Consider the following 12,417-nt stretch of genomic DNA (forward strand, 5'->3'; position numbering starts at 1 on the left):
AAGGAGTATTACAATGGCAAATCCAACAGGTGTAGCAACCTCTGCACACATAATTGACCAGAGTGTTCGGATCAAAGATATGATGTCCGGCGACGATCCCGCCAGCGTTGCGGAATATTCATTATATCGATGCAGTGCTCTTACAGAGCCATTAAGCAAGATGCGTAAAGGGATCACTGTGGAAGAGTTACCTGAAAAGCCTTTGCCGTGCAGTCTTTTGAGTGAATTTAAATGTCTGGATCGTCGGACGGTTTCAGCGCATCCATTCCTCGAGGATAGTACTGAGGAGATGCCAAGCGTTTTAAACAAAATTAACGAAGCCAATGGCTATGAAATCTGGGCTGAACTGGCAAATATGGATCAGCAAAGAAGGGCGTACTACCATCGCCTCTGCCAGCTTCACAGTCAGCTCTGTGAATCTCTGAATGTCGCTCAACAGGTTGAAAACTTATTAGAAAACGATATTTCTTTTTATATCGAAGTGTTACAAGGTCAGCATAAGGGTCAGGAAGAATTACCGGTAATGGGCAGTAAATTCTCTCAGGCTTTGACTGCACACTTAGGTTCTCTTGAGAGTGCGCTAGATCAGAAGACGAAAATACTTGAAGCCCGAAATGAGCAATTTCATGAAATGGATAAAAAAATCCAGGAGCTTACGCAGCAGGCTGTACTTAGCAAAAATACAGCGTTTTCGGTAGCGGACGAACAAGTCAGAACCATTCAAACTAAGGAATTATTCAAAGAATTAGAGGAGCAGCTGAGTCTATCTCGTAAGCGTTCAGCTCTGATGCGGGAAGAGCTTAAGGAAGTTCGAATAGAAAGAAAAGAGGCTCAAGCTGCCCTTCGCAGTTTCGAAGCTGGAAAACATGTGAGCATGGAAGATTTTAAGAAGTTGAAGGCGGATTTAGCACAAGCTCGTGGCGATCAGCATATTTTAAAAATAATAAAGAAAGATAGAGATGAACTATTCGGAATAGTTAAAACGCTGCAGGATGAAAAAGGTAAACAATACGAAGAATTTTACAGGACGAAGCAGAAGTTATTAGAAACTAGAATGTTCTCAAATAATCAGCAAGTTGAATCAGAAAAAATGCAAAAAGCAATGCAAGAAAAAAACGATGTGTTGTCCAGACGGGTTGAAGGGCTGGAGGCAGAGTTAGCAGAAGCTCGTCGTTGTTCAGATGCTCATCTGGCTCTTTTAAAAAAAATGCGGAAAGAAAAAGCTCAACAATCCAGGGGAGCGAGCCAACGTGAGAATGAGTCAGATCCAAAAACCACAGAGCGTGACGACATTCAGGGGGAACTGTTTGAACTGGAACTTGAAAACAATCATTTGATGAGCCAGTTGGCCTGTAGAGAACAAAGTCTCAGAGCTGAAAAAAGAATGCGCTCTCAGCTTGAGAATGAGCTGGAACAGACCCGGTCTCTTTTGCAACAGAAAGAAGATGAGGTGATCGCCTGGGTCAATCAATCGAGACAGTGGAACACCGCCAGGGCGGCTATGGAAAAAGAGATTGAAAATCTGATGGATAAACTGAGCATGCTATTACAGAACAACCAGTCAGAGGAGATGGAAATTTCCCAGGATAATAGTTAAACGGTTTATAAATTTTTTAATAGTGTAAAAGGAGTATTACTATGACTTACCCAATTAAATCAGCAGCAGGGCCTTCATTTGTATCTGACCCCAAGGTCAATGAAAATGTTGAGATGCCACCTGAAGCGCCTCGCAAATGTGCGGACAGTTCTGCAGTGGATTCATTGCATCGATTCTCTGCTGTTATAGATACATTAAGCCTGTTGCGCGAAGGCATGACCGCGGAAAAGTTGCCTGACCGTCCTGATTATTGCCATCTTCTTTACGGTGATAAAAGTCTGATGTCACGGAAAGTGGTAGCTTCTTCACTGCGGTATGACTCGTCAACCGATTCAGGAAAGCTAGAAGACAGAGAGGCTGAAATTCTGACTGAGCTGGGGAGAATGGACAGACGAACTCAGGAGGATTATCAGCAGCTCTCCAGGCTTCATAGTCAGCACTCTGAGGCTATGGATGTTGCTCTAAAGACTGAAAAGGAATTGAAGATCATTTTTCCCTTCTACAACAGTGCGATGGAAAGGCAGCATCATGATCAGAAAAAAGTAGGGTCACTGTTTGGTAAGTTGCAAGAACAATACAAAATCCTTGACACCAAAGATGAGGAAGTAGATGAACTGGTTAGAAAAAATCAGGATCTTACACGAGAGCTTGAAAGCAGCAGAAATAAATTGTTCAAGTTGCAGAATGTGGAAGACATAATCATTCGTAATGATGCATCAGTCAGACTGTTAGAGAACAATTTAAGAGAAGCTAATCTTCGTCTAACATCGATGCAGAAAGAGCTTAATACACTCCGGCAAGAAAAATCTGAAAAATGGAAACCTGCTGACAAGCAGGATAAGGATTTAGCAAAAGACCAACCTGATCCAAATGTTGATAAGGATACCTTAAGCACAACCCTTAAAGAAAAAACTGCACTATCCGAACGGATTGAAGATCTGGAGAGACTTTTAGAAGACGCCAGGGATCGCTCGAAAGCTGCTGAAGATCTCGTGGCCGATACGAGGAATAAAATGAATCAAAAAGACAAACAGCTTCGGAAGCTGAAGGAGAATCTGGAAAGTGCTAATCGTAACGCAAGTGAACATGCAAACGCAGTAAAAAAGGGGCATGCAGAAAAACACAGGCTATCCAGCCAGCTTAAAGCTCTGGAGAAGCATTTATCACTTGCTCAGCATGCAAAAGATTATTATCAGAAAAAGGCTATCGATGACCAGATAAAATTAATAGAGCAATCCAGACGGATTGAGCAACTTGAGGATGAGTTACGCCAGAAAGGCATAGCAGAGACAGAAGCCTCACCGGATCAGGCTCGTTAACAGTCAAACGGCTTATGAATTTTTGCATAGTGTAAAGGGGGTAATACAATGGCAACACCAGCAGGCACAGCAAACCGACCGCTCGAATCTAACATTTTGGTTAATACAGATGTTGAGTTGGCATCTGAGTTGCCCAGCAACCATACGCGCCATACTGCGATCTATTCATTGCATCAATGCAAAGCTCTTACAGAGATATTAAGCAAGTTGCGCAAAACTACGATCGTGGAAGCCTTGCCTGAACCCCCTGTGCTTGGCCGTTTTAAAAGTCTGAAGTCGCGGACAGTGGCAGTTTCTTCATTCTGGCAACGTTCGTCAACCGATTCAGGAAAGCCTGTCCAGGCCAGTAAGACTGAAATTCTGGCCGAGCTGAATCAAATGGATGAGTGTCTTCAGCAGTATTATCAGCGCATCTGCCAGCTCCATCGCCAGCTCACTAAAACGCTGGAAATTGCTTTGCAGACTGAAACGGCATTGAGCGACGATATTCCCTTCTATGAAGAAGCGTTTAAAAGCCAGTATAAGGAGCAGCAAGAATTACAGTTAATGGCTGATAAATTGCAGAAACAAACCAAAATGCTTGAAGCCAAAGATCGTGAAGTCCATAAACTGGGTGCAGACATCAGCTTTCTTAAAGAACAGGCTAAGATTAGCAAAGAGCATTTGAACCGAGCTTGTGACCAGCAATCAATTAAGGCGATTGCTGATGAAAGAGTCAGAAAATTAGAGGATATCATAAGAAATGTTAATAGTAATTCAACATCGATTCAGAAAGAAATTAAAACCATCCGGGAAGAAAAAAAGCAGTTGGATGATGCCTTTTCCAAGATCGGGCTGAAAAAATTTTCGGACCCCCAACAGATTCTAAAGCTGTTGCAGGATTTAGAGTCAGCTAATCGCATCGTAAAGTCTTCTCGAGATCAAAATGAAAGAATAGTTCAGCTAGAAGAATTGAATAACAATCAGAGCAGGGATTTGCGAGAAGTTCAAAGGCGCTTAGAAGACTCTGAATCTTACGTACTAATAATCAGGGCAGAAAATGCTGATCTATCCAGTCAGAATGAGCAACTGAAGAGTCAATTGGCCAAAGCTAATACTGGCTCCGAAAGAAAAATCCATGAAGACAAAGGTGCGCTAACCAGACGGGCTGAGAAGCTGGAAAAGGATTTAGCAGAAGCTAACCGTAACTACCAGGAATCCATAAGAACAATCCGGGAAGAAAATGCTGTTCTTAATCGTGGCTATCAAGAAACCATAAGAAGAATTCAGGAAGAAAAAGACGTACTTAATTGTGCCTATCTAGAGACCATAAGAATAAACCAGGAACAGGCTGATCATCTAAATTGGCGTATATCAAAAGCTCAGCATACTGCAGGTTCTCATCAGGATGACGATATCAGAGCCCGTTTAGAACGATTGGAACAATCAAGACCGACTGAGCAGCTTGAGAATGACTTACGCCAGAAGGCCACTGTGCTTAAAGCCACACAAGAGCAACTGTCTGAAGTTGAAAGTCAAAAAGCTCATATGCTGAAGAAGTTAAAAAATATGCATAAAAAGCTCACCGCCAAGGGTATTGATGTGGTACCCAAAAATACACTGACTGAGCTTCAGAATAACCTGCAACGGGCCCAGTCTCTTTTGCAACAAAAAGAGGATGAAGTCACTGCCTGGGTCAACCGATCCCGACAGTGGGATACCGACAGGGCAGCTTTGGAAAGGGAGATTGAAACCCTCAGAGCCCTGCCAGGCAGGTTTATACAGAACAACCCAACAAGCGGAGATGAAAGCCCCTGATCAGGCGGGCTGATAGTCAAACGGTTCAAGAATTTTTTAATGAAGTAAAAGGAGTATTTCTATGTCCGATCCAATACACAATCCCGCAAGAGCATTTATTGAATCTCAATTTTTGGTGAGAGAAGGGGGGCGGATAACACGAGAGAAACCCGGCAAGAATCCGGGTCAAGCTGTGGAGTACGCATGGAGACGCTGTCGTGCCTCTAAAGGCAACTTGAGCATGGTGCTGGCAGGAAAGACTGTATCAACCTTGCCTGCCCGGCCCGAGCATAGTCGTTTTGTGAATGGCGGTAAATCTCTGGGGGACCGGACGGTAGGGGTGGAGCTGTCTTCATCCTGGCTCAGTAGTTTTTTGCCAACCTATTCGCTTCAGCCTGCCCGGGCCAGCGATGCTGAAACTCAGGCTGAGCTGAAGAAAATGGATGAGCGCATTCACGAGTATTACCAGCTTATCTGTCAGCTCCATAGTGACTACTGTGAAGTTTTGCAAGCTGCGAAACAGACTGAAGATGCATTAGGTAACGATATTCCCTTCTATGAAACCGTGTTAGAAAGTCAGCGCAAGGATCAGCAATCGTTACAGCTAATGGCCAATGAACTTCTCGATGAGTTCGAAACATTAAAAGACAGCTTCCTTGCTGATATCCAGCAAAGAGATCAGAGGCATTTGCAAGCTTATGATCAAGATCCTTCAAAAGCTAACTTCGCGCAGGCTTTGATTGCCCACGTTCGTTCACTTGAAGATGAGCTGCGTCAGAAGACCCTGTTGCTGACAACTAAAGATGAGGAAGCTCATGACCTGGATAGAAAAAATCAGGAGCTTACACGACAGGCTGAGTTTAGTGAAAAACAAATGATTCAGGCGCTGACCGAGCAAGACAGAATGGGACGTGTTAAAGCAGTAGCTGGCACATTAGGGACGAATTTGGCAGAGGCTCGCCGTCGTTTAAAGATTTTCCAGGACGGCATTGATAAACTCCACAAAGAAAAAAATGCAGAATCCACAAGGGCTAACGATCTGAAATTCCAGCTAAATCAGGTCACAGCCCAGTTACGGGAAAGGACCAGGAAGGAAGGGCAACAGTCTGAAACAGAGCTTGAAAACATTCGCTTGAAGAGGCAGCTGGATAATGCACAAGGCAGCCTTAAATCAGTATTAGAACCTTTAGAGAAGGTTGCAGCGTTGCAACTCAGAAGTGAACAGTTAGAGACGCTGACAAAAAATCAGACGCAAGATTTGCACAGAATCAGGGGTGAGCGAGATCAGGCCCATTCAAGAGCTGTGGCTATTGAAGAACAGTTGAAAAGCCACCACGCAGAAATGAAGCAAGTCATGGATGAGACAAAGAAAGCCGAAAAAGGCCTGAACCAGCTGCAATCTCAGATTCAACGGCTGCAAGCCCAGCTCGTCGAAGCACGAGAGCACAATGAAAAATTGCAGGCCGACAAGCTGTCTTCTGACACTGAGGTGCGTCATCTCAGAGCACGTTTCGCCAGTCAGGTCTCTGATGCACGAATCAAGGCCAGCCAGGCCAATATCCAGCTTAATATGGAGTTGAAAGAGAAGAAGAAGCAGCTTGAGAAAGAAAGAGCTCATTACCACGAGCTGTCGGCTCAGCTTGAGTTCCTGAACGGTGCCATGAAAAAGGAGAATGAAAAAGCGTCCGGGTATTTTGAAAAAAGTCAAAGGCTGGAAGAGAAATTCAGACTGGGTAAAGAGCGGTTAACCGAGCTTGAATCTCAAAAAACGCAGCTGAAAAAACAGTTAAAGGATACCCAGATTCAGCTTAAAGGCTCTAACGGTCGCGTTTCAGCCCTGGAAGTTCAGCTGGGTCAGCAAAACACGGAACTGGAGCAACTCAGAGCCAGAGGAGTTGAACTGAAGGCCAACGAAGAGGCGCTCGCCCAGGTTCAGGCTGACCTGCGACAGACCCGGTCTCTATTGCAAAAGGCTTCTTCGGAAGAGACAAGCGCCAGAGAAGCACTGCAAAAGAAAAAGCATGAAGTGAGAACCTGGATCGCTCAATCAAGGGAGTGGAATGCCGCCAGGGCCGCTCTGGAAGGAGAGGTAGCTACCCTGAAAGCCGGATTGCAAACAATCTTACAAGAGCAGCGTAGAGCGGAAGTGGAATTCGCCCGGCAGGCCAAGAGCCTTGAGGATCTGGCAAAGTCGCTGCTGGCATCAGAAACGAAGCTGAAACTGGCTTCCAGAGAGGCTCAGTCAGCCCGGAGCTCTCAAACCCAGCAGATTGAATCGCTGACTGTTGAGGTCTCTGAACTGAGGCGTCTCAAAGAGAAAGCTGAAGATGCATTGCTGACATCCGAGGCCCGGTTCAAGGAGGACTATAGCCAGTCTGAGCGCAGTGTGAGTGAATTGGAGCAACAGCTCATTGCCTTGAAAGCTCAGCTGAGCAACGTTTCTGAAGCGGAACAGAGAGCGATCGGTGAAGCAGCGCAGGCCAAGTCAGACTGCAAAAAGTTCAGGAGTGATGCTGTTCGTCTTGAGCAACAGGTAGACAGGCTCACCAGAGAGGTCTACCGACACAGGGATGAGCAGAAGAAGGCCAAAATAGAACTCGGGAAAGAACGGCTTGAGTTGAGAAGTGAGGTAGCAACGCTGAGGGAGAAAGCTTCAAAAGCGGATATTATTGAGCAGGAGCTGCAGCTTAAGCAAAAGGCCTTCTCCGATCAAAAAGCTCAGTTTTCCCAGACGGAAAGTGCACGCAAGGCTCAGCTTGAGCGGCTCAGGCAGGATCTGGACGAGTCCAGGCAAAAGCTTCATGAAGAAGAGGCGGCTAAATTAGGCTTTCAGCTGGATTACAATTCTGCCAAAAGCCATTTGGAACAGTTGCAGCAAGAGCACGCTGAGGCCATGGCTGAAATTGACAGGTTGAAAGTCTTGTCGGAAAACAGTGGGCAGGCGCCAAGGACTGGTACTGGTTTTGATTTCCGGGAGTCCGGCGTCGAGTATGACGATCAGGGAGCCTATGTCAGTCTCAGTACCGCCACACATCAACCCAATTCTTTACTTCAACCTCTTTCTGTGACCGGTGAAACAAGGTTGACCGATCTTCAGGCTCAGGGTCCTCGAGGTGTTTCTCGCTTTCAGTATCAGGAGCTTATGAGGAAGAAAAATGAGTTGGAGCAGCAGATGTCAGACCTTAGGGAGGAACTCAAAATGGCTCAGGATCAAAAGAGAGACTATAAAAAACGAGTCAGTGAGGCCGCCCTGGAAGTGGCAGATATTAAAAAGCAGCTGAAAGAGGTTAAGGCAGAAAGTGAGCAATTTGCGCACATTGCCAGCGATCGGGCAGAAGAAGAGAAAAAGTGGCGTGAAGAGGTCGGTAAACTGACCAGAGCAAAGGCGCAGATTGAGCTTGAGAAACAGACTCAGGTGGATGAATCTCTTGAATTTGCCGATAAAACCGTGCTTCGAAATGCTGAACTGGAGACAGAGGCGGGGTACTTGAGAACCCGGTTGGAGGATCTGGAATACCGTCTGGAAAAAGAAATGCCTACTGTTATGCAGGAAAATGAGAATCTGACTCTGCAAAATGAAGCCTTCAAGACGGCACTTCTTGATGTGGTTGGTTTATTCAGAGAGAAGCTGTCTGAAGCGGATCAGCAACAACTTGAAGACAGGCTTTTGAAGATACAGTCACTGCTGCTGCCACAGCAGTAAAATACTGCCTTTAAGGTTAAACGGCAGCTATTGAACAGATGCCGTTTTTTTCAGCTCTAATACCAATCGAACTTTCTAACTACCCGGATTGCCGACGCAATGGCGTAGCTAACAGGCTCGATTGGTTCTCAGCTTGAGTCCCTCAGTGCCGTCATGAAAACGGTGACAGCAAACAATCAATCTTTCTTCCGTAGTTCGGTTATTTTCACCGTACCCTCTTCAGTGACAGTGAACACATGGCTGCCATCGCGGCTGAAGGTAGCTTTGACGAGACGACTATCATGGGAAATGATAGCTTTTTCAACCCATGTCCCACGGGTCTGCTGACCAATGATTTTAGTGGTTTTGTCCTTGCTGGTAGTGAGCACGTGGCGGCCATCAGGGCTGAAACTGGCCAAAAAGACCTCCTGTTCATGAAAAATTATGGCTTTACGAATCCAAAATCCATTGGCTTCCCGACCATAAATGCATACCGTACCAAAGATTGAGTTACTCGAGGTACTTCCGGCGCCCACCACATAGCGGCCATCCGGGCTGAAGCTGACAGAGACGACGCGGCTAATATCGCAAAAGATGGGTTGTTGCTTCCATGATTCATCGGCATTCTCGCTATAGATTTGTGACTTTCCACGACGATTGTCGGTAACCCAATGGCGGCCATCGGGGCTAAAGGAGACAGTGGCTGATTCGGCATCAGCCCTGTGGGAAATCTGTACCCATGATCCATCAGCTGCCTTGCCATAGATTTTTGGCTTGTCATAACCAGCGGTTATTACCAGATGGCGGCTATCAGCGCTGAAGCTGACTTTCACTTGAGGACTTCTATGGCGACTGGAACCTGTTTCTTCCCATGATTCATCGTCTTTCAGGCTATGGATTTTTATCTCGTGACCCCAACTGGAGGTCACCAAATGGCGGCCATCGGTGCTGAAGGTGGCTGATGAGACTATATTGTGAAAGCGAATGATGGCTTTTTGTTCCCATGATCCAGTGTTACTCAGACTATGGATCTGCGCCGTCCTATCGTAACTGATGGTCACCAAATGGCGGCCATCGAAGCTGAAGCTGGCTGATGTGACCTTATCGTGATGGCGAATGATGACTTTTTGTTCCCATGATCCGTTGTCTTTCCGGGTATGGACCTGCGCCGTCCTGTCGTTACTGTTGGTCACCAAATGACGTCCATCGGGACTGAAGGTGGGCGACATCAGATTACGTTGATGTTTAATGGTGGCTTTTAGCTCCCATGATCCATCGCTCCCCAGGCCAAAAACTGTTGCCGTGTCGTCCTGACTGGCAGTCACTGCATGCTGACTATCGGGGCTGAAGATGGCTGAACTGATAGCACGATCATGAGTGATGAGTTTTTTTTCTGGCCATGATCCATCATCCTGATGACCGAAGATTTTCACCGTGCTATGAGAATTGAACACCATCAGATGACGGCCATCATCACTCAGGGTGGTTGAACGGGGTTGGTGATTTCTTTCAATGATGGTTTTTGTATCCAACTTGAATGTTTTGTATTGAGACATAAGTACAGTCTTGGTGAAAAATAGCAGAGCAGGTACAGAAGCCCCCGTCTTTTGGAGTTTGGTTAGTGACGTCAATAAGGCCTTATCGTTCGTAAACGACCCAAGCCAATCATGGACTTGTTGATTACTTTTTGTAGTGATGGTTTTTCTCAGTTGATACTGGTGTGATAAAGGAAACCGACGAAACCACGCTTTTGCCAGGGCGTTATCGCTTTTAATAGCATCGCGAAAGTGGGTGCATACCTGTTGTAAGCAGTGAATATCCCGAAGCGACAAATATCTGAAGATGAGGGAATATGATGTTGTGGATAATAAATGCAGCAAAGAATCTATCTGCCTGTCAGGTACAGTGACGGACCTGCCGACATGGATAGTAGTGGTTGTTGCCGATTGAGCTTGCTCGGGTGGTGGTGAGGGTAAATCTGTAATTTCGAGCTTGTTATTTATAGAATTCATAGTGTTTTTTACTTACGTCAGGATTTCCTTTCGACCAGTTACGACATTTAAAAATTGATTTTGGTAATTAGATTGGGTTTTGGAATAAAAGTTCATAAAAATTTTTTGAGTGCAACTAACAAAACTTTTGTCTGCAAGTTGTTGCTGTAACTAACTAACCGGTTAGTGATTTTATTGAGGGAAAATTCTTAACTAATAGTAATAAGGCAACCGATAATTTACGGAAATCTGCAAAACATGCTCTTGTCGGAAGCAGTGAGTTTATTCTCTCTAATTAATTGTCATCGGCTAAAGGAGTAACGACTATGATACCTGTTAGTCACACAATCAAATCAATGCATTCGCAGCCATTAAATCGGAATGACACACACACCGGGGTCAGTTTACAGCCTTCTGATATTGCTAAAAAACTAATTGATAAAGTATCCTTTGGGATACTGAGTAGTGAGGGAAAGAAAAGCACGATAGTGTCTCCTGCCAGCCTGACTCCGGTTTTGGGCATGCTTCTGGCGTGTATAGATGATAATGCCAAAAAAGAATCAATTTTGGGGATCCCCAAAGGAACATTAACTGAAGAGCTGGAAACTGAAATCCATAAGGAACTCGGTAAGTTCAGCAAAGACAACCCTTACGGAAGCCATCCTGATCAGTTGATCTCCTGCGCTAACTTCATTGCTTCAGCCTACCACCTCAGTCATGAGCAGTTAGAAAAAATACTCTCTGAATGTTATCAAACCCGAAAGCTGGAAAGTAATTTTTGGGATGTAGCTGAAGTCACAGAAGCTTATGTTAAGGGTAAAACCAAAGGAAAAATCGACAAGTTGTTTGATGGGTCGGGAGAAGTTAAAGCAGCATTAGGTAATGTAATGGAATTCCGGGGTCTCTGGGAGGATAGTTTTTCTCCAGATGAAACGGCTGCTGGAAGTTTTCTATGCGCAAATGGAACTTGTATTGATGTCGAGATGATGTCCAAAACTGAAACGGTTCAATGCGCTTCTAACAGAAAATTTACTGCCATCGCCAAGGAATTCCAATCTTTTAATGGAGAAAATCTTAAATTGGTCGCAATAAAACCGCGTCAGCAAAGTGCCACAGCGATTGACCATCTTGATTCAGATACGATTAATGAGCTGACTGAACAATTAAATTATAATGAAGCGAAATATCGGGTAACGCTACCCAAAATAAAAGTAGTAGACAGTTGTGATACCAAGTTACTTGAGAAAATTTGTGAGGCATTAGGAACCGAAATAGTAGCAGGAGATCTGACAAGATTGGGCTTACCGGCAGATCTTGATCTGGACGTGCTTCAGAAGATCGTATTATCTGTTGATGAAGAAGGCGCCAGCGGTAAGATGGCGACTGTTGCAGCAGTTTCTACAAGGAGCGCAGGATCCGGATTTTCCAGTTTCAGTTTTGACTGCCCTGGCTACATGGCCATTGTAGACAAAGAGGGTAAACGGTTGATTGAGCTGGTCGTTAAGGATGGCAGTTTTTTGGAGTTTGTTGGTGATCCTATAATCACCACCGCTGAAAAACCGAGCTCTGATAAGGTGGCAAGTTCCAACTTTTTTGATATGTCTGAAAGCGAAGATGATATGTCTGATTACGGAGGTGTTATTTCTGATTACGAAGATGATAGTTCTTATGTAGAGCCCGCAGATAAAAAAGAGATATTACAAAAAGACTTATCTCAAATAAAAAGGCTATCTTTTATGTCTTTTGAAACTGCTGATGTGAGTACTTATATAAATAAAACCTATAATCCAAATGGGCGTTTTGATATTACAAGCGCTGAAGCAACTGACAGGAAATTGAAAATAAAGCTTTCTTCTTTGGATGATGCTGAAAAGCTTCAAGAAATCATATCAGAATCAATTGGAGAAAAAGATTATATGAATTCAGTTAGGCTTTCCAAAGGTTTATTTTCTGTTGATTTAGATGTTTCAGTAGGTGGTTGGTTAGCAATGATCGATAAAATAACTTCTTGATTCACACGACAGAATGAGGAGCCGCAATATCCACTGAGGC

Annotated in this window: 6 protein-coding genes; 5 read left to right on the plus strand and 1 reads right to left on the minus strand. The window is 44.7% G+C overall.

Going from position 1 to position 12,417, the window contains the following annotated elements; translation table 11 throughout:
• Nucleotides 1-13: 13 nt before the first annotated feature.
• From ACOMG9_RS01455 to ACOMG9_RS01470, 4 genes are all read left to right on the plus strand, one after another.
• Nucleotides 14-1,597 carry a coiled-coil domain-containing protein gene (locus ACOMG9_RS01455; RefSeq protein WP_448215496.1) on the plus strand — a complete coding sequence of 528 codons (1,584 nt, stop codon included), beginning with the start codon at nucleotides 14-16 and terminating at the stop codon, nucleotides 1,595-1,597.
• A gap of 41 nt (nucleotides 1,598-1,638) precedes the next feature.
• Nucleotides 1,639-2,916 carry a coiled-coil domain-containing protein gene (locus ACOMG9_RS01460; protein WP_448215497.1) on the plus strand — a complete coding sequence of 426 codons (1,278 nt, stop codon included), beginning with the start codon at nucleotides 1,639-1,641 and terminating at the stop codon, nucleotides 2,914-2,916.
• A 48-nt stretch (nucleotides 2,917-2,964) separates the two neighbouring features.
• Nucleotides 2,965-4,713: a coiled-coil domain-containing protein gene (locus ACOMG9_RS01465; RefSeq protein ID WP_448215498.1), complete on the plus strand. Its 1,749-nt coding sequence runs from the start codon at nucleotides 2,965-2,967 to the stop codon at nucleotides 4,711-4,713.
• Nucleotides 4,714-4,774: 61 nt separating this feature from the next.
• Complete coding sequence (locus ACOMG9_RS01470) at nucleotides 4,775-8,395, plus strand: coiled-coil domain-containing protein (RefSeq protein WP_448215499.1); 3,621 nt, start codon at nucleotides 4,775-4,777, stop codon at nucleotides 8,393-8,395.
• Between the two features lie 176 nt (nucleotides 8,396-8,571).
• Here the strand turns inward: ACOMG9_RS01470 and ACOMG9_RS01475 are convergent, their stop codons facing one another.
• Complete coding sequence (locus ACOMG9_RS01475; RefSeq protein ID WP_448215500.1) at nucleotides 8,572-10,386, minus strand: F-box/WD repeat-containing protein; 1,815 nt, start codon at nucleotides 10,384-10,386, stop codon at nucleotides 8,572-8,574.
• Between the two features lie 305 nt (nucleotides 10,387-10,691).
• On the opposite strand from ACOMG9_RS01475, the gene ACOMG9_RS01480 reads away from it, so the two are divergent.
• A complete protein-coding gene (locus ACOMG9_RS01480) occupies nucleotides 10,692-12,377 on the plus strand; it encodes a serpin family protein (protein WP_494529678.1) in 1,686 nt (561 codons plus the stop codon).
• The last annotated feature ends 40 nt before the right edge of the window (nucleotides 12,378-12,417 follow it).

This window comes from Endozoicomonas sp. PH6C (genome assembly GCF_059322965.1).